Genomic DNA, 23,299 nt, shown 5'->3' with positions numbered 1-23,299 from the left:
TAAGAAATAGAGATATATCAATATGTAAATCTTATAGACTTAAGGTATGATTTTAGAGACGAAAAGAAGATAGTTTTTGTCTATAAAGTTCATAATTGTCGATGTCAGAGCAAACGAAGTAAATTGTGAGTGGAATTTCATTTAGTTTGGTAAAAATGCTAACCTCCTTTAAAGCAATTTCAGCAGCTTCCAATTTCGGAAATCCATATACTCCGGTACTAATATTAGGGATGGCAATTGTTTTAAATCCCATCACTTTAGCTAATTTCAGGCATTCATGATAACAACTTTTTAATAGTTCTCTTTCACCTGATTGTCCACCTGTCCAAATTGGCCCAACTGTATGAATAATATAAAGGTAAGGTAATTTATAAGCTTTTGTGATTTTAGCTTTGCCTGTTTCACAACCATTAAGGGTTTTACACTCCTTAAGCAATTCAGGCCCGGCTGCTCTATGAATGGCTCCATCTACACCACCACCTCCAAGTAAACTGTTATTGGCAGCGTTCACAATAACATCAACCTTAAGTTTGGTGATGTCACCCTGAAGTAATTGTATTGAAACGCCCATTTTATTCAGCCTTAACAACAAATAATTGCGCTGTTTCGTATTTTACTACCATTATTTTGGTGCCTTTTTCGATAAATCCGGTCAATGCAGTGGCATCAAAATATTTATCGTCAATTTGAATTTTTCCGGCAGGTCGTAAATTAGTCTGGGCCACGCCCAAGCGTTCAATCATTTGTTTGTATTCAGCATCTGAAGTACTGAACCCATTTTCGGTTTTCTGTGTAGAATCCAAAGCTAAATGTCCAAATATCGTAGATGTAAATAACTTCTTACTAAACCAAATCGAAGATACAACCGATAAAAAGATAGCAGTTACGACTGTGAAGAAGGCTTCATACAGCCTGGTGAAATTAACAAGTTGTCCATCTAATATTATTGAATCAACCATGCTCAGGGTAAGCCCTGCAACAATTAATATGATGCCTGAAATCCCGATAAATCCAAATCCTGGAATGGCGAAAATTTCAATTGCCACTAAAACCAAACCTATAATAAAGAGAACAATTTCCCAATTTTCGGCTAAACCTTCAAGGTAAAGAGGTGCAAAATATAAAATGGCTGCTGCTATAGCTGCAAAGGATGGAAACCCAACACCGGGTGTTTGTAATTCAAAATAAACCCCAGCGATAATAATTACTATTAAAATACCTGAAATATATGGCTTTATAAAAAATCCAATGATGCGATCAAGCGAAGAAATGGTTTGTTCAATTATTTCATAATTATCAATCTCTGCCAAGCGTAATACTTCGTTGATGTTTTCGGCTTTACCCTCGCAGTAATTATTTGCAATTGCTTCTGAGGTGGTAAAAGTGAGTACGCTTCCTGTATCAATTACATTTTCAATATATATTTTAGGATCAACCATGGCTTGTGCAATTTCAGGATCGCGACCTGTAGCTTCGGCGGTCGATCGCATGAGCGATCGCATATATGATTGATACTTGTCCGGTAATGGCTTTCCGCTCTGGTCAACAACGGTTGCAGCTCCGATATTCGCTCCCGATCTCATGTAAATTCGGTCACAAGCAATGGAAATAAGCGCTCCTGCTGATGCGGCATTATTATCAATAAAAACATAAACAGGGATTTCGGATTGAAGAATGATAGTACGTATTGAATCTGCAGCATCAAGCATGCCGCCGTAGGTATTCATGTGTATCAGAATCAAATCAGCATTTATTTCCCTTGCTTCTTTAAAAGCATTTTTAGTTAATCGCCAGATAGGGGGGGCAATTTCTTCTTTAATATCGAATTTATATATCTTTTGAATGCTATCAGTTTGTGCATAACCATTTGTGGAAGTAAAAACAAAAGCAATCACCACCAAACAATGAGTAAAAAAATTAAATAGCGTTCTCATAGAATTATTTTTAAAATTAATCTTTGTGTTTATTTTTGTATAGTTTCCTCCATGCTCTTTGTCGCCAATATTCCTTGCTCCAGTATTTACCCCAGCGGATATTAGTCCATAATCTTTCGTGAATATAATAAAGAAATATTTTCCCTATAAATTCAATACCGGCTATCAAACCTGCATTTTCCATACTTTCATCAATAGTTTTCTCAGTATATCTGGCGAATACTACAAAACTGATGAGGAAAGTAGCACCCGCTGCCATAATTCTCCATGTAAAAGCTTTTAACATACTTCTTGCGGGACTATCCTTCTCTTTACCTAGTTTTACACTTATTTCTTTGTCTTTGTTCATAGATTTATGTTGATAGAATAATATACAAGGGTACTATTTTTTAGCCATTTATGCAAAATAATGTTTGATGACCGACAATAATTCTTGATTGAGTAGGGTGTTAGTAGAAATAATTTCCTTCCCAAAAATGTAATTTGAGTTGCCGCTAAAATCTGTATTCATTCCTCCGGCCTGTGCAACTATAAAGGAACCTGCTGCTACATCCCACGATTGCAAGCCATATTCATAAAAGCCGTCGAACCGGCCACAGGCAACATAGGCTAAATCGGCGGCTGCAGATCCTAATCGTCGCACACCTCTGGTGTGTTGCATAAAATACTTGAACAACTGTAGATATTCATCCAGCCTGCCATAGTCGTAATAAGGAAATCCTGTAGCAAGCAGCGAATCATTTAATTTTGAGGATTGCGAAACCTGTATCAATTTATTGTTAAGGTAAGCCTTTCCGCCTTTCCATGAATAAAAACATTCATCCCGGTTTATTTCATATACTACTCCCAGAATGATTTCTGAATTGTATTCTAATGCAATACTGATGCAGTAAACCGGAACCCCATGTATGAAATTAGTTGTGCCGTCAAGTGGATCGATAATCCAGTTAAATTCAGTTTTTGTCTCTATATTTGGGCTTTCTTCTGCTATAAATCCTGACTCAGGAATGAGTTTAGCCAGTTCGGTGATCAAACGTTCTTCCGCAGTTTTATCAACATAAGTCACTAAATTGTGTATGCCCTTAAATTCAATGTCGGCTATCCGAAATTGATGCGCTTCAATTTGGATAAACTTTCCTACAGCCCTGGCTAAATTGCAGACCTGATTGGTGATTATTTTTATATTCATCAGGAAGTAATTTTATTTTTATCGTGATGCTTTACAAATAGAAAAATGCTTAGTATCCCTGCAATAATTAGCAGAATAGAAATGATCTCTGCCTGGGTGATTTGAGAATTAAAAATGGTGTAAGTTTCATTTACTCTAATCTTTTCAATGAAAAACCGTTCGATTCCATTCAAAATTAAATAAGCTGAGAATAAAACACCCGGAATTTTTATTCTTTTTCGTGAAAGCCATAAACCTAAAAACATGATAAGGCAAGTAATGGTTTCATAAACAGGGGTTGGAAAAACCGGATTTGCCAGACGAAAACAGTTTGTTCCTTCGCATCCATCAATAAATACGCCCATATTCAATACATTGTGAGGATAATCATAGGCCCATAACCAATCAGGTAAAAAAGAGAGCCATTCTGGTTTTGGTTCCAGATTTACAATTCCCCAGTCACCGTCACCTGCAACCTGACAACCAATTCGCCCGATAGCGTATCCAATCATTAAAACAGGTGCAATAGCATCTGCCAGATGTGCTTTCGGAATATTTTTCTTTATGGCATAAAATAAGAGGGTAAGGCCGGCAACGATCAGCCCTCCATAAAACGTAAGTCCACTAAATGATAACAATGACCCAAGAGGATCCGCCAAAAATTCATCAATATTTTCAAGTTGATGAAAAATTTTTGCACCAATAATTCCGGAAACTGCAGCAATAAAAATAAGGCTGGCTGTAAGTTCATAGGGATGAATTTTTACATCTTCCCAAATAGGCACTTCTAATTGGTCTTTTTTCTTGTTTCGATAAGCCGAATACAATGAATATGCACCAAATGCAAGACCACCCCATATATTCCCTTTTAACGAAAAAATATAGTCGCCAGGTTGTTCTGCAAAAGAGGAGTAGATTAAAATTGCTCCGATTATTTTATACCCGATAATAAGCCCAAGGATAAATGAAATCGAAAGTTCAATAATGCCGGCTGGTTTTCCCTTCAACACTTTCTTAAACCGAACAGGTATTACAACCTCCTTCTCTTTTCTTTTTAGCTCATAGTAAAGAATTAAGGTAGCAACCAAAAAAGCAAGTGCGACAAAAAATCCATAGCTTTGGATGGGCAGGTTAATATTGGTTCCAAATACGTCATTTATAAAATCGCTGATCTTGGGATACATAATTTCGTATTATAAAAAATCAATTAGAAAAACACCATCCGTGTCGATTTTTGAGAGCTTTACATTAATGATTTTGTTAATCAAATCAGAATTGTGAGGAGTTTTTACTTTAATGTAGTTCTCGCTGAATCCATGCATAAAGCCGTCGTTATTATCTGACTCAAACAATACTTTGGTGATGAATCCGATATGATCATTGTAGAATTGTAATTTCTTACGATTGGATAATTGCTGTAGTTTTCTGCTTCTTTCGCGAATAATTTGAAGAGGTACTTTTACCTCGCTCTTTGATGCATGCGTTCCCGGTCGATCTGAATAAGAAAATACATGTGTATATGTAATGTCAGTATCTCTAATAAATTCGTATGCTTCTTGAAAATCTTCTTCTGTTTCATCAGGAAAGCCTACAATAACATCCGCAGCAATTAAGCAATGTGGCATTACTTCTTTAATCACCGAAACCCTATCGGCAAATAAGGAAGGTGTATATTTACGCTTCATTGCTTTTAAAATTTTCTTGCTGCCCGATTGCAAAGGAATATGAAAATGCGGTAAAAATTTATTTGAGTTGGCCACAAATCGGATAATGTCGTTCGAAAGTAAATCGGGTTCTATTGATGAAATTCGGATACGGTCAATCCCTTCAATATGATCTAATTGTTTTAATAAATCAAAAAATGATTCGTTATTTCTTTTTCCAAAATCGCCAACATTTACTCCAGTCAAGATGATTTCTTTGATTTCGCTTGCAGCAATTTCCCTTGCCACTTTTAGGGTATTTTCTATGGTATTTGATCGGCTTCGTCCCCGGGCATGAGGAATGGTACAAAAACTGCAAAAATAGTCGCAACCATCCTGGACCTTCAAAAATGAACGAGTACGATCTCCCGAAGAGTAACTAGGATAAAAACTTAAATCTGTTTTTAAATCGGAGGTAGAAATAACTGTTTCAGTTGGATGGTTTTTTTCAAAATTATTGAGATGGTCAAGAATGTTAAATTTGTCATTATTGCCTAAAACCAAATCCACTCCATCCATACCGGCTAATTCATCCGGTCGGATTTGCGAAAAACAACCAATGATTGCGATACGTGCATTTGGATTTCGTTTGTGCGCCTGTTTGATTGCCGTTTTACATTTTTTTTCGGCATTTCCTGTAACTGTGCAAGAGTTTATTACATATACATCTGCTTCTTCCTTAAAATCAACTGATTCATATCCTTCTTTCAGAAAGGATTTTGAAATACTTGAAGTTTCGGAAAAATTTAACTTACAGCCGAATGTCTGAAATGCTACTCTGTTCATAATGTTGATCACAAAGATAATGGTTTACTTCAATATTTTATTAGGCGAGATGTCAATATATTTTTGCATAAGAATTCCTCCAACGATAAAAAATAAACCGACAATTGTTGATGCTAAAATTTTTTCACCAACTATTATTGAGATAAAGATGAGAGCCAGGAACGGCGAAAGATAGACAAGGTTGCTGACTTTGGCTGTATTGATTGATAAGCTTAATGCTTTGAGCCAGAGAAAATAAGTAATTCCCATTTCAAAAAACCCAATATAAATTGATCCCACCAACGCATTTTGTGTTGGGAACTGAAATCTGCCTATGATAAGGCAAGTAACAAGAATGTAAATAAAACCGAAACAAAAATTTAAAAATAATTTGATGATGTCATCCCGCTTGTCCTTCATGTTAAATATCCAGTAAAGAGCCCAGAATATAGCGCTTCCGGCAGCCAAACTAACTCCTAAGATATTGCTGAATTGAAGTGTTAAAACATGACCTTCGGTTGAGATAATGATGATTCCAAAAAAGCTGATAACGATGGCAATAATGCTTTTATAACCAATTTTTTGTTTAAGCAAGGGAACTGAAAAAAGGACTAATACAATTGGCCAGATGTAATTTAAAGTCCCTGCTTCCTGAGCCCTCAAAAGGGTGTAAGCTTTAAAAAGAATAAAGTAATAAAGGAACGGATTCAGAAAGCCCATGATGGCTGAACTCATAAAATCCTTTAGTTTTAAATCTTTCAGTAAGTTAATTTTCTTTTGTAAAACAAGGATGGTGAACAGTATGAAAAGTGAGAATAAACTTGCATAAAGCAAAAGCAAGGTATAATCTATAAATCTTAAAGTAATTTTAAAGGCAGAGCTCATGGTGGACCAAAAGAGAATTGCACTCAAAGCAAATAGATATGCCTGCGATTGTTTTTTCATCATAAGTTAATTTGCCCAGGCTGGGAATATGCTTGTGTCTATCCCGAAAATATAACTCCCTAGATAATAGGTTGCTAAAGTGATTGTGATAGCTCCGATGATATTTAGGATAAACCCGGTTCTTGCCATATCTATAATACTGATTCTTCCTGTGCCAAAGATGATGGCATTAGGGGGTGTGGCTACGGGTAACATAAATGCCATCGATGCTGAAAGCGTAGCGGGAATCATAAAAAGTAAGGGGTTTGTATGGGTTGATATTGATAATCCTGCCAAAACCGGAAGTAACATTTCTGTAGTTGCTACATTGGAAGTCAGTTCAGTTAAAAAGGTCATCATGAGGGCAATTGTTAAAATTATTAGGATGGGATGAATGCTTACAACCCAGCTGAGTTGCGTTCCAAACCATAATGATAATCCTGATTCTTTAAATCCACTGGCCAAAGCAAATCCTCCTCCGAATAATAGTACGATATGCCATGGAATATCTTTCGTATCGTTCCAATTCATGAGCTTTTTAGCATGTTCTTTTTTAGTTGGTATAAAAAATAGCAAAACCGACATACCAATTGCGACGGTTCCATCATTTAAAAATGATGGGTTGGAGAAAATATTTGCCCACCCAGGAATTTTAAATGAACCCAATGTTATATCCGATCGAAAAATCCATAAAAATGCCAAAGCAATAAAATCAATGAGTATAATCCTTTCTTCATTACTAATTGGCCCAAGGCTTTTGTATTCATTTTTGAATGCAGACTTATCAATGGATGATAAAGTTTTTTCTTTCGGCCTGTACATATAATATAAAAGCACCCATGTTACCAGAAATAGCAGAACGCTTATTGGTATTGCAAAAGCGAACCAATTTGCAAACGAAATTGCTGGTGCATTTGGGAACATAATTTGAAAAATCCGGATAAAAGATAAGTTAGGTGGTGTACCGACTAGAGTTGCTATTCCGCCGATTGATGCGCTATAAGCAATCCCAAGAAACAAACCTGCGGCATATTTTCCAAGTTTTTGTTTTTCAATATTTTCTTCAAGTTTTTGAATAATGGATAATAGAATTGGAACCATCATCATTGTAGTGGCTGTATTTGATATCCACATTGATAGAAAGGCTGTCGAAAGCATAAATCCAAGCAGAATACGTGCAGGACTAATTCCTGTATACATCAATATTTTCAACGCTATCCGACGATGTAAATTCCATTTTTGCATGGCAATGGCTACAATGAAACCACCAATAAATAGAAAAATGACGTGGTTGAAGTAGGTGGATGAAACGTCCTTCCCATCCATTACTCCCAGTATTGGGAAAAGAACAACGGGTATAAGTGCAGTTACAGCTAAAGGTACAATTTCAGTGATCCACCAAATAGCCATTAATAATGCGATAGCAAGGGTGTAAGTTACTTCAGGATGACCCGGTTCAAGGTCACCAAAAAAAACAATTAAAAAAAATAAAAATAAACCTCCGAACAAACCGAAGCTTTTTTTAAGATTGAATCGTGGCGATTTTATTTGCATAAATAATGGCTTGAAATTCAAATGTAGAAAAATTACCCAGATAATAAAACTAGAAATTTATTCATAATTTATTTTGGTTGATTATAATCTAGGCTAAATTGTTAATTTTGCACTTCTCTAATTTAATGATATTCGTATGAAAAAACTAGCTGTTGTGGCTTTTGGAGGTAATGCTTTATTACAGGCAGGTCAAAAAGGAACAATTGATGAGCAGGAAAGAAATGCTTATGAATCGGGTGAACGATTGATTTCTTTGCTTGAAAGAGGTTACAATCTTGTAATTACCCATGGAAACGGGCCTCAGGTTGGAAATATTTTATTGGCTAATCAGGCAGGAAATAAAATGTTCGGTTTACCTGAAATGCCGCTTGATATTTGTGTCGCCTATTCTCAGGGTTTTATTGGATATATTTTGGAACAACAACTAAGAAATGTTTTACAGTTGCATGATTTGGATCGGGATATCATTACCATTATTACCCAAATATTGGTAAACAAAGATGATCCGGCATTTTCAAATCCTACAAAACCCATTGGCCCATATTATACCAAAAAAGAGGCTGAAACAATTATGAAGGAATCATCTTCGAAATTCGCGGAAGATCCAAAGGACAGGGGATGGCGAAAAGTTGTTGCTTCCCCTAAACCACTTGTTATATCAAATAAGAAATCAATTGAGCGAATTGCTCGTGACGGCCAAATTGTAATTGCAGTTGGTGGTGGCGGGATCCCTGCATTTTATGTCGAACCAAATAAACTACAAGGAATAGATGCCGTAATTGATAAGGATTTAGCGTCTGCTTTGTTGGCTTCGCAGATCAATGCAGATAAATTGTTCATTCTTACTGATGTCCCAAAAGTTTGTTTGAACTTTAACACACCTCAAGAAAGAACCTTGGATCGGGTTACGATTTCTGAAGCAAGAAAGTATTTGGAAGAAGGTCATTTTGCTGAAGGTAGCATGGCTCCTAAAATTCGTGCGGCAATTCATTTTGTTGAACATAGCGGTAAAGATGCAATTATAACCAAGAGTACTCTACTTGGTGTTGACGATGGGGGTACAAGAATTGTAATGGTTTAAGCCATTAATGCGTTTTCACAAAGAAAGCAACTTTTTCAAGAGAAGTAATCATATCATATTCCTCAAGATAAATATGCTGTGGAACATGAACAGGTTTTGGAGTGTAGTTTAAAATGCCTTGAATTCCTGCAGTTACAAGTTTATCGGCTATTTCGGGAGCAGCACCGGCAGGAACCGTAATAATGGCGATAGATATATTTTCTTCCTTAATTATTTCAGCTAATCGATCGATGTGATAGCCTTTAACACCGGAATAAATCCGGTCAATTTTATCTGGGTTACTGTCAAAGCCTGCTACAATAGATAATTTTGTACGCTTGCCATTGAAATAATTGATCATGGCCCTTCCAAGATTTCCAATGCCAACAACTGCAACATTCAATCCTTCTTTCGTATCGATGATATCCCCAATTAAATCAATTAACTCTTGAATATTGTATCCTTTTCTCAATGTGCCCGTGTATCCAATCAACATGATGTCCCTTCTAACCTGGACAGGGGTAATGTGTTGTATTTTTGCAATCTCGTGCGAAAAAATGTGTGTTTTTCCTTTAGCGGCACATATAAGTAATGCTCTGCGATACTGGCTTAGTCGTTCTATAGTCTTGTGTGGTAAGTGCTTCATTCAACCGCGAAATTAATTGGTAACTTGATAGAGTTTCGCAAATTTAGATTTTGGGATAATAATATGCAAGAAAAATTGTTAATAATTTCACAACTTGCTAGAAACTTGTAAAAATCCAATAGATTTTAAATACAAAATCTTAAATCTGTTGATAGATATTATGATCGTGAAAGGGTATTCGTCCTAACTAATAAATAGTAAAACTTTACTTTAATTGTTTTTTGAGCCAATCATACCAAGCATTCATGCCTTCACCTGTTTTTGCTGATAGTTCGAAGAACTCAAGATGATGATTTACTTGCAGGGCATATTCTTTAGCTTTCTCAACATTAAAGTCAACATAAGGTAAAAGGTCTGTTTTATTGATGATGCAAATATCCGATGTATGAAACATGTTAGGATATTTGATGGGTTTATCTTCGCCTTCGGTAACACTAATAATCACAACTCTTTTAGATTCGCCTAAATCGAACATTGATGGACAAACTAAATTTCCAACATTTTCGATGATAAGAATACTATTCTCTTTAGGTTGAAGTTTTAGTACAGCCTTATAAACCATGTCGGCTTCTAAATGGCAGCCATTTCCGGTGTTTACCTGAACGGCCGGTGCTCCTGCAGCTTCAATTCTGTTGGCATCATTCATCGTTTGTTGATCCCCTTCAATTACATAAAAGGGCATTTCATCGTATTTTTCCTTAATGGTCCTTTCAAGCAGACTTGTTTTTCCGGATCCCGGTGAGCTGACCAGGTTAAGTGTAAATATTTTTTTTGCTTCAAAATAACCACGGTTTTTCATGGCTATTAGGTTGTTTTTTTGCAAAATATCTATTTCTAAACGAATTTCAGTTCTATGTTTGTCATCATGAGAATGGCTGTGACCATGGTCAGAGTTGTGATCATGTGAATGATCATAAGGAAGTAATCCGTTGAGGTTTGTATTTTCTCCGGGTCGTTTAATCGATACTGAATCGTCGCCGCAGCCGCAAGTTCCACACATATTATTAAAGTTTTCACAAAATTAATCAATAAAAGTATTTTCGGATCAATAATTTAAAGTTATTAAATAAACAATGATATTTTTTTAACAGTAAAATATAGCAATATTTCAAAATTATATAGGTTGAATAATAGGATTCGTAAGATATGTTTGTATATTAGCTAAAGAAGAACTATTTTGATTAATGATTATTAAGCTCAAGAAAAGGAGGACACTATGCCTAAAAATGTATCTTTAAATGTAAAATGCACCAAGTGTAACCATTCTTTAATGGATTACAACAAAGAATTAAATGGTAAACCAAGTATTTATGTAAATGTTAAATGTGGTGAAAAAACAGGCAAATTATGGCTTTGCTCTACTTATGGATGCTACGATAAAGTGACAGATATCCAATTGGTTCAGGGTTGTAATGCTGAAATTTATTGTCCTCACTGCCGTGAATTATTGAATACTAATGTTGATTGCAAAGAATGCAATGGGAAAGTAATAAAGTTTAATATTGAGATCGGCGGCGTTGTAAGTATTTGTTCAAGGGTTGGTTGCGAAAGTCATTATGTAATGATCGAGAATCTGGAAGATACTTTGCGTAAATTTCATGCAACCTACGGCGACTAATAACTACTGTAATTAAATCACTGGAAATTGCCTTTATACTTTTAATAAACCTTCAACAGGTATACCTGTTTGTTTTTTCTTTGGAAAAATCAAAGTGAAAGTACTTCCATAATCAAGTTTCGATTCAACTTGGATCTCTATTTGATGATAGTCGCTAATTTTTTTGGACAATGCGAGTCCAAGCCCAAAATTATTAGTGCCTGATTCAATTTTTAATAAAGCCATCTGTTGTTTTTATTCCTGTGAGCTGAATTCTTATCATTCATAGCTTCATCAGAGAATTCGATAACCTCATCAAAGAGTTCTGAGGCAATACTGCACTCTGATTATGAAGTGAAGATGAAGAATAAAAAAACAGCTATAAAGAGCTGTTTTTTAGAAAATTATTGTGGTAATGAACTACCCCGCAGCAGAGGTGCGAGGTATCTGGAATACAGAATACAGTAGTCAGTAGTCAGATTTTTTTTTGAAGATATTTTAATCCCTCTTCTGAATTCTGAATTCTGGATTCTTACCCCGAAGCAGAACTTCGAGGAATTCTTTTGATTAAATACTAGCAAATCCTTGGAAGTTGTTCTCCGGCTAACATATCGATAATTCTCTTTCCTCCGATTGAAGTAGTTATCCATCCTTTGCCATGATGTTTGTCAACTATTTCACCAATAATGGATGCTTCTTTGCCAAATTCATTTGATTTCAAAATCTGCATCACTTTATTTGAATCCTCAACAGCAACAATCATGATAACTTTACCTTCATTGGCAACATATAATGGATCAAACCCAAGTATTTCACACATTCCTCTGACGGTTTCTTTAACAACCAACCTGACTTCATCAAGCTCAATTCCATATGGACTGCCGGTTGCAAGCTCGGTAAGCACTGTGGCTACACCACCTCTGGTAGCATCGCGCATAAATTTAATTTGTGCCCCACTTTTGATAACTTCACCAATCATTTTATTTAAACAAGCACAGTCTGATTCGATAGCAGCGCGAATATTTAATTCATTCCGGGCACTTAAAATAGCCATACCATGATCGCCAATACTGCCATTAATGATAATTTGATCGCCAATTTTAATATTTTTACCCGAACTTATCTCCAATTGATTTTCATCAATTACTCCTATGCCACTGGTGTTGATAAAAACTTTATCGCATTTACCTCTGTCAACAACTTTGGTGTCGCCTGTAACAATTAAAACTCCAGCCTTTTGAGCTTCTTCCGACATCGTTTTGACGATCGTTTCCAGTTCGTCCAAGGCAAATCCTTCCTCTATGATAAACCCACAACTAATATATTTGGGAGTTGCCCCGCTAACGGCTAAGTCATTTACTGTACCGGCAATAGCCAGTTTCCCAATATTTCCACCAGGGAAAAAAATAGGATCAACTACGTATGAATCAGTGGTATAGGCAATATATTTACTGCTTATATTTAATAATGCTGAATCGGTTTGCTGCCTTAAAATTGGATTATCGAAATACCGAACAAAAAGTTTGCTTATCAAATCGTGTGATAAGCTACCACCACTTCCATGTCCCAGTAATACTTGTTTGTTTTTCATTAGTTTATTTCACAATTAATCTCTGTTAAATCGATAATGTGCATTACACGCTCCTTCGTTCGATACCATACAGGCCCCAACCGGATCACTGGGAGTACAAGCTTTTGCAAATAGTTTACAGTCTTTTGGATTTTTGAGTCCTTTCAATACCTCACCACAAATACAACCTTGATCTTCTTTCGTGGGTTCAACTTCAACAGGAATCATTACAACAGCATCATATTCTCTGTATTTATCCCGGATTTTCAATCCGCTTTCTGGTAGTACACCTAAGCCTCTCCACCATTCATCCTGTAGCTCAAAAACTTCATCCAACATTTGTTGTGCCTTTAGGTTTCCTTCTGGTTTTACAACCCGGCTATATTGGATTTCAACTTTAGGATCATTGTTTTCCAATTGCCTCACCAGCATTAAAATTGATCGTAAAAGGTCAACAGGTTCGAATCCCGAAATTACACATCCCAACTTATAAATTTCAGCGATGTCTTTATAGATGCCGGATCCGGTAATGGTACTAACATGGCCGGGTGCAATATATCCATCAATTTTAACGCCTTCATCAATGAGCGCTGCCATTGCTGGTGGCATAATTTTGTGGGAGCTGAACAGAAAGAAGTTTTTAATTCCGGATTTATGTGCGTTTAAAACTCCAACAGCACTGCTGGGTGCAGTTGTTTCAAAACCTATTCCTAAAAATACGATTTTTTTATCCGGATTTTCTTCCGCTATTTTTAATGCATCCAGCACCGAATATACAATTCGGACATCTGCACCCTTGGCTTTTTCTTCATCAAGTGAAGTGGAGGATCCGGGAATTCTGATCAAATCACCGTAAGTTGCAATAATTACATCATTTAACCTGGCATAAGCAACTGCCTGATCAATGTATTTTCTGCTCGAAACACAAACAGGACAACCCGGACCTGAAACCAATTTAATATTTGCAGGTAATAAACTTGGGATCCCAAATTTTTGAATGGACATGGTATGACCACCGCAAACTTCCATTAAAGTAATTTTTTTTGTTGAAGTTTTTTTAATTTGTTCAATCAACTCCATCACCAGTTCTCTGTCCCGATATTCATCAATGTATTTCATTGCGTAGCTTTTAGAATAGATAGCTAATTTTAGGTTATCCGATTGCCTGTCGTTTTTTCTTCCTCATCAAGACGCTGGTTCAAATCTTCAAACTCTTCAAATATTTTTAGCGTTTCAGCAGCATCTTCTTCACTGATTTTTTGGATCGCAAATCCTGTATGCAATAATACATAATCACCAATTTCAACATTGTCAATCATTTGTAAACTGGCCTCGTAGGTAGTTCCTCCAACAGATACTATTGCCATTTCACCTTCTATCGATTCAACTTTTGCAGGGATACTTAAACACATATTTTTATTTTTTATTTTCGAATAATTATTGATTATTTCAGAGCTTTATTAATATGTATTTTCAATTATCAATAATCATTCAACATTAATCAATTTCAAAGCTCTTCTTTTTGCTGCAATAGCTAGTTGCCCTAAAGCTAGTCCTCCATCATTTGCAGGAATATTTTCTTGTGCAAAAACTTCAAATCCATCATCTGATAATAAATTCTCGACTCTTTCAAGTAAAAATCTATTCTGAAAACTTCCACCCGATAAAACTACTTTATTTAACCCTTCAGTTTGCCTAATTTTATTAGCGACCTCAAAAATAATATTAATTATGGTATTATGGAATTTTGCGGAGATCACTTCTTTGTTTATCCCATTTTGTAAATCCTCAACAATGCCTTTTATAATATTTTCGAGTTTTATAGGTGTACCAATTTCGAAATCGTAGGCTGTTGATGTCTTTTTGTCGATCGCGGCTTCAAGCCTCATAGGAGCTTCCGCGTGAAAGCTTGATTGAGTACAAATATCTGTCAATGCCGCAACGGCATCAAAAAGTCTTCCGGCACTGGAAGTTAAAGGACAATTGATATTTTTATCAAGCATTTTTATTATTAAATCAACTTCAAAATCAGGAATCTTTTTTAAAAATGTAAGATTTAAATCGAGAAACGATTTGCCATAATATTTATACAGATATGAAACTGCCATCCGCCAAGGATTTTTTGTGGCATTGTCACCACCCGGCATCGGTACAAATTCGAAATGTGAATATCTTTTGTAATCTTCAAAATCACAAATTAAAAATTCACTGCCCCAAATATTTCCATCATCTCCCAATCCCACACCATCAAATGCAATTCCAATAACTTTTTCATCAAGCTGATGTTCTGCCATACATGATGCAATATGAGCGTGATGGTGCTGAACACCTATATGAGTTAGGTTTAATCCTTTCGCATATTTAGTTGACAAATAATCAGGGTGAAGATCATGAACTACCAATGTTGGTTTGAACCTAAACAATTGCTGAAATCGTGCAACTGATTCGCTGTAAAATTCAAGCGTTTCTAAATTCTTAAGATCACCAATGTGCTGACTTAAAATGGCCTGATCGGATTTGCCAATGCAAAAGCAGTTTACTAATTCGGCGCCTGCTGCAAAGATCCCTTCCGCGTTAAAAGATAAGCGAACCGGACTAGGTACATAGCTTCTAGATCTCCGTATAAGCCTTGATTTATTATTGCTCACAAAGGCAACTGAATCGTCGGTACGGTTATAGATGTCGCGATTATAAGTTAATACAGCCGAAGCGATAGATCCTAGTATTTCTAATGCATCCTGATTATCAATGATGATGGGTTCGTCAGTAATATTGCCACTGGTTAAAACAATAACAGGTAATTTTAATTGCTGAAATAACAGATAATGGAAAGGCATATAGGGTAACATAGCACCGGTGGTTTTGAAACCAACACTAACACTTGGTGCTAATTTATTTTTGTCTTTTAAAAGTAAAATTGGATTTCGCCAGGAAGTTAAAAGTTTCTCCTCAACAGGATCACATTCCGTAAATTTTTTCAAGCTTGAAATATCCCGAAACATAACAGCGAAAGGTTTGCCATCTCTGTTTTTTGCGTTTCTAAGTTTTTGCACGGCTTCTTCATTTTGAGCATCGCAAGCCAGATGATAACCTCCCAACCCTTTAATGGCAACAATATCCCCTTTTTCAAGTAACTCGCAAACATTGGAAATAATCTGATTAAAATCGTTTATGATTTCTCCATTTAAATACAATTGATATTGAGGCCCACAATGCTTGCAGGCAACCGGTTGAGCGTGAAAACGGCGATCCAAAACATCCATATATTCTGATCGGCATTGATCGCACATCACAAAAGGGTTCATGCTGGTTTTTTCCCGATCATAAGGAAGGTCCTTTATGATCGTAAAACGCGGGCCGCAATTGGTGCAATTTATAAAAGGATAATTGATGCGATGAGTTTGAGTTTTTAAATCGGCCAGGCAATCGCTACAAACTCCAATGTCTGGGCTGACTTCCGTTATTTCATCCGATTTATTTCGACTCTTAATAATTTCAAAACCGGAAAATTCTTCGGTCACAATTTTTTGATAATTGATTCTAAATATATCTGAAGCCGTTGGAGCCTCATTTTTTATTGCAGAAAGAAATTCACCAAGTTTAACAGGATCGATATTCACTCTGATAAACACCCCGTCATTACTGTTTTCGACCCAGCCTTTCAATTGAAATTTATGTGCCTGACGATAGATATATGGACGGAAGCCAACTCCCTGAACCAGACCTTGAATATGAATTTGATAAGTCTCAAAAAGGTTATATTCCAGCATATTTTAAGTAGTATTCAATTGAGAACCGGGCAAAATTAAACTTTTTATTTGATATGAATTTTTTAAAAACCGAAACTTACACCTAAATTTGCATTACACTTTCTTTGCTGATATTGGTTTGAAAGTTGCCATAAATTGATCCTAATTATGAAGTTACCAAAGAAAACGGTCCAGCGTTTAAGTCGTTACAGAAGATTACTGGTGAAATATAAATACGTGAAAGACTCTTTTATTTACTCACATGATTTGGCGAGATTATTAAATCTAAATCCCGTTCAGGTTCGAAGAGATTTAATGTTAATCGGATCATCCGGTAATCATCGCAAAGGTTATAATGTAAACGAATTAAATGCCTTAATTGGGGTCACAATAGATAGTAATGAGTATCAAAACATTTGTATCATAGGTGCCGGACGGTTGGGCAGGGCTATCTTGGATTATGTTACCGGAGAAGATATTAATTTGAAGGTAAAAGCAATTTTTGACATTGACCCTCAACTAATAGATAAATCGTTTAATAAAGTGCCATGTTATGACATTGGTAAATTAAATAAAATCATCCTTGAAAAGAACATAACCGTCGGAGTTATTGCGATACCATCGGAATTTGCTACTTCTATAGCTTCGATATTATTGGATTCAGGAATTAAAAGTATTCTGAATTTCACTTCTGTTCATCTTGATTTGCCAAAGTCAGTGTACCTCAAAGAATTTGATATAGTTACTACCCTGGAGGAAATGGCCTACTTTGTAAAGTGTAATTAAAAAGTTATACGGAAACCCTTGGAACAATCATAATTTGTTGTCTCAATACTTTTGTTAATAATCAACACGACTTTTTTTGATCGTGACCCGAGCTTTATCTTTGAAGCATTCGTATTGTATTTTCGCTATATGATAATTTGTTCACAATGTAAATAACAGAAAGTCAGAGAATAATATATGTTATCAACGAACATAGATAGGGGGTTAAAATGCATTCTGTTTTTAACTTAATCTTTTCATTTGTAAAGAAGTAGGTGTGTGCATCTAAATGGTTGAATGTGAGTATATATTATTTAAACTTCTTCTAAATTCCTCAATTGGTTTTTTGGTATTTAAATTTGCGCTAAATTTGCATTTGTTAAAAGATTAACAGATTATAAATCGAACATTTTAAAGGTATAATAAAACAATTTTTATTTATGAGAACTACTGTAAAAAACATTATTGCAAAATACAATAATGATAAAGCCAGGCTGATGGATATTCTGATTGATATTCAAAGCCAATATGGTTTTATACCTGAAGAAGCTGTTGAGGTTGTGGCAGAGGAAACCGTCCTATCAAAGGTTGATGTTGTTCAAACATTAAGCTTTTATCATTTTCTTTCACAGAAACCGGTCGGTAAGTATGCTGTTTATTTGAATAACAGTGTGGTTGCTAATATGAAAGGACGTGCTGAAGTTGCAAAGGCATTTGAAGAAGAAGCCGGATGCAAATTTGGAAGCGTTACTTCTGATGGAATGATCGGACTTCATAATACAGCATGTATCGGTATGAGTGACCAGGAACCTGCTGCCATTATCAATGACGTCATTTTTACCAATCTGACTCCGCTCATGGTAAAAGAGATAGTTCAAAAGATGAAAAAAGGAGTAGCTGCAAAGGACATGATTAGGCTTAAAGGTGAGGGTCAAAACGGTTCGGCACTTATTAATTCGATGGTATTTAATAATATCCGTAAATCAGGCCCGGTTATTTTTGCACCTTACGATGATGGATCATCAGTAAAAAAAATAATAAAAATGACCCCAAAAGAGGTTATTGAGGAAATAAAAAAATCTCATTTGAGAGGTAGAGGAGGAGCTGGTTTCCCAACAGGTTTAAAATGGGATTTCTGTACAAAAACACCCGGCCCACGATACATTTTATGTAATGCAGATGAAGGCGAACCCGGAACTTTTAAAGAAAGAGTTATCCTGACGGAGGTTCCTAAACTATTGTTCGAAGGAATGACAATTGCTGCTTATGCCATTGATGCAAAAGAAGGCATTTTGTACCTGAGGGCAGAGTATAAATACTTGAATGCATATCTTGAAAATGCACTTCAGGAAATGCGTGATGCAAATCAACTTGGCAAAAATATTGCCGGAAAAGAAGGTTTTGATTTTGATATTCGTATTCAATTTGGTGCAGGTGCCTATGTTTGCGGTGAAGAATCAGCATTGATCGAATCAGCAGAAGGTAAAAGAGGTGAACCTCGAAATCGTCCGCCATTCCCTGTACAAAAAGGTTATCTTGATAAACCAACCGTAATCAATAATGTTGAAACCCTTTGTACGGTCGTTAAAATTATTAATCATGGTGCTGAGTGGTTTACTACCATGGGTTCACGTGAAAGTAACGGAACAAAATTATTAAGCGTATCCGGCGATTGTGAATTCCCGGGTGTTTATGCCATTGAATGGGGATTGCGGGTAAGAGATTTATTGGAGATGGCAGGTACCGAAAATGTTCAGGCAGTTCAAATTGGTGGACCATCGGGCGTTTGTATCGGACCTAAAGATTTCAAACGGACCATTTCTTTTGAAGATATCCCAACAGGTGGATCCATCATGATTATCGGTAAAGACCGCAACTTACTTAAAGATGTTGTTTTAAATTTTACCGATTTCTTCATCGATGAATCATGCGGTTCATGTGTTCCTTGCAGAGCTTTTACAGTTTTAATGAGAAATACATTGAGAAAAATTATTGACGGCAAAGGTGTAAAGTCCGATCTGGACAATTTGGTTGATTGGGGAAATAAAATGAAGATTGCAAACCGTTGTGGTTTAGGCCAAACAGCCGCCCAACCAATCCTGAGTACAATTGAAAATTTCCGTGAGAAATATTTAGAACTTCTTCAGGAAGACACCAAATACGAATTAGGCTTTGATATGGAAAAAGCAGTAGCTGCTTCTTGTGCATATGTTGACAGGGTTCCAAATCTTTAAGTCGTTAATAAATTTTAATTTGAAAAGATAAAATATAGAACAATGAGCGAAAAAATAAAATTCACCATCGATGGTAAAGAGTGTTTTGCAGAACAGGGACAAAATGTTTTAGATGCATCTCGCGATAATGGAGTTTATATTCCATTTTTATGCCATGTGAAAGGAATTAAAGAAGCAGGATCTTGTAGGGTATGTAATGTTAAAATTGCAGGCCGAACAATGACCGCATGTACTACTCCTGTAGCAGCAGGGATGGCAGTTGAAAATGACACCCCTGAATTGCGTGACTTAAGATTAGCAATTATTGAAGCATTATTTGTTGAAGGCAACCATTTCTGTCCATCTTGTGAAAAGAGTGGAAATTGCGAACTTCAGGCTTTGGCTTATAAATATCAAATGATGGTTCCCCGATTCCCATATCAGTTTCCACAAAAGCAGGTTGATGCTGAAAATTCAAAAATCTTAATCGACCGTAACCGTTGTATTTTATGTAAACGATGTATCAGATCATTTAAAGATGAAAAAGGCAGAAGTTTATTTGCTTTCAAGTCAAGAGGTCATAAATTACAAATTTGCATTGATAAAGAATGTGCCGCTGATATTACCGATGATATGGCTCAGGAAATCATGAACATTTGTCCGGTTGGGGCTTTAATCAAAAAAGAAAAAGGCTTTAACGAACCAATTGGCACACGTAAATATGATAAACAAGCGATCGGTAGCGATATTACCAGTGTAATTTAGAAATTAAAATATTAGGAGATATATATAATGAGTAAACCAATAGTTGCAACAACATCATTAGCAGGCTGCTTCGGCTGCCACATGTCACTTCTTGACATTGATGAAAGAATTCTTCAACTCATTGATTTGGTTGAATTTAATAAATCACCAATCGATGATATAAAAACGTTTACTAAGCAATGTGATATTGGATTGATTGAGGGTGGATGCTGTAATAGTGAAAACGTTCACGTACTTAAAGAATTCAGAAAAAATTGTAAAATTTTAGTATCAGTTGGCGAATGTGCCATCATGGGCGGATTACCGGCATTACGTAATGGTATCCCTGTTCAGGAATGCCTCGAAGAAGCATATCTGAACGGACCAACAGTTGGAAATAATACGACCCGTATTCTTCCAAATGATGATGAATTACCTATGATTTTGGATAGGGTATATCCTTGCCACGAAATCGTAAAAATCGATTATCATTTACCCGGTTGCCCCCCGCGTGCCGATCTGATTTGGGAAGCACTGGTTGCCCTTGTTACGGGTGGCGAACTGAATTTACCTTACGAAGTTGTTAAATTTGATTAAAAGCAGGAAATCATGACAAAAAAAATCACTATAGAACCCGTAACCAGAGTAGAAGGACATGGTAAAGTTACCATTCATCTGGATGATAACGGTAATGTGACCCAGAGTCGTTTACATATTGTTGAATTCAGGGGCTTTGAGCGTTTTGTTCAGGGTCGTCCTTACTGGGAGGCCCCGGTATTGGTGCAACGCCTTTGCGGTATTTGCCCTGTCAGTCACCATCTGGCAGCAGCCAAAGCACTCGACGTAATCGTTGGTGCAGGAACCGGTGATGGATTAACTCCAACAGGAGAAAAAATGAGAAGATTAATGCACTACGGACAAACTTTCCAATCACATGCATTGCATTTCTTTCATCTTGTATCTCCTGATTTGTTGTTCGGAATCGATGCTGATCCGGCAATCAGAAATGTTATAGGCGTAGCCATGAAATTCCCTGAACTAGCCGTTCAAGGAGTAATGATGCGTAAATTCGGACAAGAAGTTATCCGGGCTACAGCCGGTAAGAAAATTCACGGAACAGGTGCAATCCCAGGTGGTATAAACAAACATTTGACTATTGCCGAAAGAGATGAGTTCCTTAAAGGTGCAGATCCGTTGAATATTGAAAAAATGATTGAGTGGTCAATTGCAGCACTCGATCTTTTCAAGGGTTATCATAAAGCAAATGCAGGTTTAATTGATACTTTCGCAGCTTTCCCATCAAGCCATTTAAGCTTGGTTCGTAAAGATGGTGCCTTAGATCTTTATCATGGAGTGCTGAGAGCAGTGGATGCTAACGGTAAAAAAATCCTTCATGATGTAGATTATCAGGATTACCTGAAATACATTGGCGAAGAAGTGAAGAGTTGGAGCTATATGAAGTTCCCTTATCTGCTTGAATTAGGTAAAGAAGATGGTTGGTACAGAGTAGGGCCTTTAGCTCGTTTAAATACCTGTGATTTTATTCCAACTCCATTGGCTCAAAAAGAATTCGAAATATTCAGGGCCTACACCAGCGGTAAAACCAATAATATGTCGATGCACATGCATTGGGCACGATTAATTGAATTACTTCACGCTGCCGAAATGATGAAAGATCTGTTGAACGATCCGGATTTATTAAAAGGTGATTTGGTAACAAAAGGTACCAAACAAAAAGAAGGTGTTGGTTTGATCGAAGCTCCTCGTGGAACTTTATTCCATCATTACCGGATTAATGATAACGATCAGATTGAAATGGCAAACCTTATTGTTTCAACAACACATAACAATAAACCTATGAACGAAGCAGTTCTCAAAGTAGCTGTAGCTCAGATGACCGGTCAGAAGGAAATTACCGAGCCGATGATGAACGCTTGCGAAGTTGCAATCAGGGCATATGATCCATGTTTGAGTTGTGCGACCCATGCCATTGGTAAAATGCCACTTGAGGTCAATTTGTACGATTCGAAAAACAATTTGATCGATAAAAAAAGGACATAGTAAACCATCATACCCCACTTAGGTGGATTTAAAAACAGGTTGCAAAAAAGAGGTAGATGCCTTTAATTGTGACCTGTTTGCATGTAGTGCCTAAAGTTTGGGGTGCCTAGAGTGAACTAGAGTTTGAAGTGCATAAAATTTTCGAAAAAGAAGTACTTGCAATAACTCATTTGCATAAGCTGATATTGTTAAACCAACTTTCGATAATATTAAGTTCTATCATTACTTAGTTTAGGCACTTTAAGTATTTTAGGCACTCCAAACTCTAGTTCACTTTAAACTTTAGCTCACTTTAAGTACTTTTATTTATATTTTTGCATCATGAAAATTTTAATATACGGTTACGGCAACCCTGGCCGACAAGATGATGGATTAGGCAATGCTTTTGTTGAACGAATGGAAGAATGGGCTAAGGAAAACAATATAGAGGGCCTTGAATTTGACAGCAACTATCAGTTAAATATTGAAGATGCGCATGCCATTGCCGATAAAGAATTGGTGATTTTTGTGGATGCTTCGGTTGAGGAGCTGGATGATTTTTGTATCTCAAAAGTAACCGAAAACTCTAAAATTACATTTACTACTCATGCTGCCTCACCGGGCTATATTGTTGACTTGTGCAAGGAAATTTATAAATCAGCACCTCCTACCTATTTAATTCATATCAAAGGTTATGAATGGGAATTTATGGAAGGTTTAACTTCTAAGGCAATTGAAAATATGGAGATGGCTTTTGAATATCTAAAGCCCTTTATTTTAAGTCCTCATTCATTGATTGATGAGACTGCTGATCTTAAAATTTGTGGTAAATAAAATAATTGTGATTTACTACTAATAAAGGTTTAG

The 23,299-nt window shown here is 36.2% G+C and carries 23 protein-coding genes; 8 read left to right on the top strand and 15 right to left on the bottom strand.

From position 1 onward, the window contains the following. Positions 1–52 precede the first annotated feature (52 nt). The 8 genes from KKG99_00790 to KKG99_00755 are packed head-to-tail and all read right to left on the bottom strand — an operon-like array spanning position 53 to position 8,048. A complete protein-coding gene (locus KKG99_00790; GenBank protein MBU1011513.1) occupies positions 53–571 on the bottom strand; it encodes an O-acetyl-ADP-ribose deacetylase in 519 nt (172 codons plus the stop codon). A 1-nt stretch (position 572) separates the two neighbouring features. Beyond that, a complete protein-coding gene (locus KKG99_00785) occupies positions 573–1,934 on the bottom strand; it encodes a nodulation protein NfeD (GenBank protein ID MBU1011512.1) in 1,362 nt (453 codons plus the stop codon). A 16-nt stretch (positions 1,935–1,950) separates the two neighbouring features. Beyond that, positions 1,951–2,283, bottom strand: coding sequence for a DUF2061 domain-containing protein (locus KKG99_00780; GenBank protein MBU1011511.1), 333 nt, complete (start codon positions 2,281–2,283; stop codon positions 1,951–1,953). 48 nt (positions 2,284–2,331) lie between these two features. Continuing rightward, entirely contained in the window at positions 2,332–3,123 is a 792-nt protein-coding gene (locus KKG99_00775; protein MBU1011510.1) for an inositol monophosphatase, read from the bottom strand. Beyond that, the gene (locus KKG99_00770) at positions 3,123–4,286 is read right to left on the bottom strand and encodes a prolipoprotein diacylglyceryl transferase (protein MBU1011509.1); all 1,164 of its coding nucleotides are present in this window, start codon (positions 4,284–4,286) and stop codon (positions 3,123–3,125) included. The genes KKG99_00775 and KKG99_00770 overlap by 1 nt, the downstream gene beginning before the upstream one ends. A 9-nt stretch (positions 4,287–4,295) precedes the next feature. Then, positions 4,296–5,591, bottom strand: coding sequence for a tRNA (N(6)-L-threonylcarbamoyladenosine(37)-C(2))-methylthiotransferase MtaB (mtaB, locus tag KKG99_00765; GenBank protein ID MBU1011508.1), 1,296 nt, complete (start codon positions 5,589–5,591; stop codon positions 4,296–4,298). 24 nt (positions 5,592–5,615) lie between these two features. Next, positions 5,616–6,515: a DMT family transporter gene (locus KKG99_00760; protein MBU1011507.1), complete on the bottom strand. Its 900-nt coding sequence runs from the start codon at positions 6,513–6,515 to the stop codon at positions 5,616–5,618. 6 nt (positions 6,516–6,521) lie between these two features. Beyond that, positions 6,522–8,048: an SLC13 family permease gene (locus KKG99_00755; GenBank protein ID MBU1011506.1), complete on the bottom strand. Its 1,527-nt coding sequence runs from the start codon at positions 8,046–8,048 to the stop codon at positions 6,522–6,524. A gap of 136 nt (positions 8,049–8,184) precedes the next feature. Between KKG99_00755 and arcC the strand changes: the two genes are divergently transcribed. Next, positions 8,185–9,129 carry a carbamate kinase gene (gene arcC, locus KKG99_00750; protein ID MBU1011505.1) on the top strand — a complete coding sequence of 315 codons (945 nt, stop codon included), beginning with the start codon at positions 8,185–8,187 and terminating at the stop codon, positions 9,127–9,129. 4 nt (positions 9,130–9,133) lie between these two features. On the opposite strand, the gene KKG99_00745 is transcribed toward arcC, so the two are convergent. Beyond that, positions 9,134–9,754: a redox-sensing transcriptional repressor Rex gene (locus tag KKG99_00745; GenBank protein ID MBU1011504.1), complete on the bottom strand. Its 621-nt coding sequence runs from the start codon at positions 9,752–9,754 to the stop codon at positions 9,134–9,136. 205 nt (positions 9,755–9,959) lie between these two features. Further along, a complete protein-coding gene (hypB, locus tag KKG99_00740; protein MBU1011503.1) occupies positions 9,960–10,754 on the bottom strand; it encodes a hydrogenase nickel incorporation protein HypB in 795 nt (264 codons plus the stop codon). Positions 10,755–11,024: 270 nt separating this feature from the next. On the opposite strand from hypB, the gene KKG99_00735 reads away from it, so the two are divergent. Further along, positions 11,025–11,372 (top strand): hypothetical protein, encoded by a 348-nt coding sequence (locus KKG99_00735; GenBank protein ID MBU1011502.1) that lies wholly within the window; start codon positions 11,025–11,027, stop codon positions 11,370–11,372. Between the two features lie 33 nt (positions 11,373–11,405). Here the strand turns inward: KKG99_00735 and KKG99_00730 are convergent, their stop codons facing one another. The 5 genes from KKG99_00730 to hypF form a co-directional block, all read right to left on the bottom strand. Next, the gene (locus tag KKG99_00730) at positions 11,406–11,597 is read right to left on the bottom strand and encodes a hypothetical protein (GenBank protein ID MBU1011501.1); all 192 of its coding nucleotides are present in this window, start codon (positions 11,595–11,597) and stop codon (positions 11,406–11,408) included. A 328-nt stretch (positions 11,598–11,925) separates the two neighbouring features. Further along, a complete protein-coding gene (gene hypE, locus KKG99_00725; GenBank protein MBU1011500.1) occupies positions 11,926–12,942 on the bottom strand; it encodes a hydrogenase expression/formation protein HypE in 1,017 nt (338 codons plus the stop codon). A gap of 15 nt (positions 12,943–12,957) precedes the next feature. Next, the gene (gene hypD / locus KKG99_00720) at positions 12,958–14,040 is read right to left on the bottom strand and encodes a hydrogenase formation protein HypD (GenBank protein MBU1011499.1); all 1,083 of its coding nucleotides are present in this window, start codon (positions 14,038–14,040) and stop codon (positions 12,958–12,960) included. A 29-nt stretch (positions 14,041–14,069) separates the two neighbouring features. After that, positions 14,070–14,333 (bottom strand): HypC/HybG/HupF family hydrogenase formation chaperone, encoded by a 264-nt coding sequence (locus KKG99_00715; protein MBU1011498.1) that lies wholly within the window; start codon positions 14,331–14,333, stop codon positions 14,070–14,072. 75 nt (positions 14,334–14,408) lie between these two features. Then, complete coding sequence (gene hypF, locus KKG99_00710; protein MBU1011497.1) at positions 14,409–16,691, bottom strand: carbamoyltransferase HypF; 2,283 nt, start codon at positions 16,689–16,691, stop codon at positions 14,409–14,411. Positions 16,692–16,838: 147 nt separating this feature from the next. Here hypF and KKG99_00705 point away from each other — a divergent pair, with 147 nt between their 5' ends. The 6 genes from KKG99_00705 (at position 16,839) to KKG99_00680 (ending at position 23,266) form a co-directional block, all read left to right on the top strand. Then, complete coding sequence (locus tag KKG99_00705; protein MBU1011496.1) at positions 16,839–17,456, top strand: redox-sensing transcriptional repressor Rex; 618 nt, start codon at positions 16,839–16,841, stop codon at positions 17,454–17,456. Positions 17,457–17,875: 419 nt separating this feature from the next. Beyond that, entirely contained in the window at positions 17,876–19,669 is a 1,794-nt protein-coding gene (locus KKG99_00700; GenBank protein ID MBU1011495.1) for an NAD(P)H-dependent oxidoreductase subunit E, read from the top strand. A 42-nt stretch (positions 19,670–19,711) separates the two neighbouring features. After that, on the top strand, positions 19,712–20,413 hold the full coding sequence (locus tag KKG99_00695) for a (2Fe-2S)-binding protein (protein ID MBU1011494.1): 702 nt from the start codon (positions 19,712–19,714) through the stop codon (positions 20,411–20,413). A 27-nt stretch (positions 20,414–20,440) separates the two neighbouring features. After that, complete coding sequence (locus KKG99_00690) at positions 20,441–20,989, top strand: NADP oxidoreductase (protein ID MBU1011493.1); 549 nt, start codon at positions 20,441–20,443, stop codon at positions 20,987–20,989. Between the two features lie 12 nt (positions 20,990–21,001). Then, positions 21,002–22,453 (top strand): Ni/Fe hydrogenase subunit alpha, encoded by a 1,452-nt coding sequence (locus KKG99_00685; GenBank protein MBU1011492.1) that lies wholly within the window; start codon positions 21,002–21,004, stop codon positions 22,451–22,453. Between the two features lie 321 nt (positions 22,454–22,774). Next, complete coding sequence (locus KKG99_00680; protein MBU1011491.1) at positions 22,775–23,266, top strand: hydrogenase maturation protease; 492 nt, start codon at positions 22,775–22,777, stop codon at positions 23,264–23,266. Positions 23,267–23,299: the final 33 nt, after the last annotated feature.

It is taken from the genome of Bacteroidota bacterium, assembly GCA_018816945.1.
Taxonomy (GTDB): domain Bacteria; phylum Bacteroidota; class Bacteroidia; order Bacteroidales.
Note: the sequence above shows the minus strand (reverse complement) of the source record. Positions and strands in the feature narration are given on the sequence as shown.

Bases quoted from the DNA above. Each gene is read 5' to 3' on its own strand.
- KKG99_00790 (MBU1011513.1), bottom strand. From the start codon at position 571: ATGGGCGTTTCAATACAATTACTTCAGGGTGACATCACCAAACTTAAG.
- KKG99_00785 (MBU1011512.1), bottom strand. From the start codon at position 1,934: ATGAGAACGCTATTTAATTTTTTTACTCATTGTTTGGTGGTGATTGCT.
- KKG99_00780 (MBU1011511.1), bottom strand. From the start codon at position 2,283: ATGAACAAAGACAAAGAAATAAGTGTAAAACTAGGTAAAGAGAAGGAT.
- KKG99_00775 (MBU1011510.1), bottom strand. From the start codon at position 3,123: ATGAATATAAAAATAATCACCAATCAGGTCTGCAATTTAGCCAGGGCT.
- KKG99_00770 (MBU1011509.1), bottom strand. From the start codon at position 4,286: ATGTATCCCAAGATCAGCGATTTTATAAATGACGTATTTGGAACCAAT.
- mtaB (MBU1011508.1), bottom strand. From the start codon at position 5,591: ATGAACAGAGTAGCATTTCAGACATTCGGCTGTAAGTTAAATTTTTCC.
- KKG99_00760 (MBU1011507.1), bottom strand. From the start codon at position 6,515: ATGAAAAAACAATCGCAGGCATATCTATTTGCTTTGAGTGCAATTCTC.
- KKG99_00755 (MBU1011506.1), bottom strand. From the start codon at position 8,048: ATGCAAATAAAATCGCCACGATTCAATCTTAAAAAAAGCTTCGGTTTG.
- arcC (MBU1011505.1), top strand. From the start codon at position 8,185: ATGAAAAAACTAGCTGTTGTGGCTTTTGGAGGTAATGCTTTATTACAG.
- KKG99_00745 (MBU1011504.1), bottom strand. From the start codon at position 9,754: ATGAAGCACTTACCACACAAGACTATAGAACGACTAAGCCAGTATCGC.
- hypB (MBU1011503.1), bottom strand. From the start codon at position 10,754: ATGTGTGGAACTTGCGGCTGCGGCGACGATTCAGTATCGATTAAACGA.
- KKG99_00735 (MBU1011502.1), top strand. From the start codon at position 11,025: ATGGATTACAACAAAGAATTAAATGGTAAACCAAGTATTTATGTAAAT.
- KKG99_00730 (MBU1011501.1), bottom strand. From the start codon at position 11,597: ATGGCTTTATTAAAAATTGAATCAGGCACTAATAATTTTGGGCTTGGA.
- hypE (MBU1011500.1), bottom strand. From the start codon at position 12,942: ATGAAAAACAAACAAGTATTACTGGGACATGGAAGTGGTGGTAGCTTA.
- hypD (MBU1011499.1), bottom strand. From the start codon at position 14,040: ATGAAATACATTGATGAATATCGGGACAGAGAACTGGTGATGGAGTTG.
- KKG99_00715 (MBU1011498.1), bottom strand. From the start codon at position 14,333: ATGTGTTTAAGTATCCCTGCAAAAGTTGAATCGATAGAAGGTGAAATG.
- hypF (MBU1011497.1), bottom strand. From the start codon at position 16,691: ATGCTGGAATATAACCTTTTTGAGACTTATCAAATTCATATTCAAGGT.
- KKG99_00705 (MBU1011496.1), top strand. From the start codon at position 16,839: ATGAAGTTACCAAAGAAAACGGTCCAGCGTTTAAGTCGTTACAGAAGA.
- KKG99_00700 (MBU1011495.1), top strand. From the start codon at position 17,876: ATGAGAACTACTGTAAAAAACATTATTGCAAAATACAATAATGATAAA.
- KKG99_00695 (MBU1011494.1), top strand. From the start codon at position 19,712: ATGAGCGAAAAAATAAAATTCACCATCGATGGTAAAGAGTGTTTTGCA.
- KKG99_00690 (MBU1011493.1), top strand. From the start codon at position 20,441: ATGAGTAAACCAATAGTTGCAACAACATCATTAGCAGGCTGCTTCGGC.
- KKG99_00685 (MBU1011492.1), top strand. From the start codon at position 21,002: ATGACAAAAAAAATCACTATAGAACCCGTAACCAGAGTAGAAGGACAT.
- KKG99_00680 (MBU1011491.1), top strand. From the start codon at position 22,775: ATGAAAATTTTAATATACGGTTACGGCAACCCTGGCCGACAAGATGAT.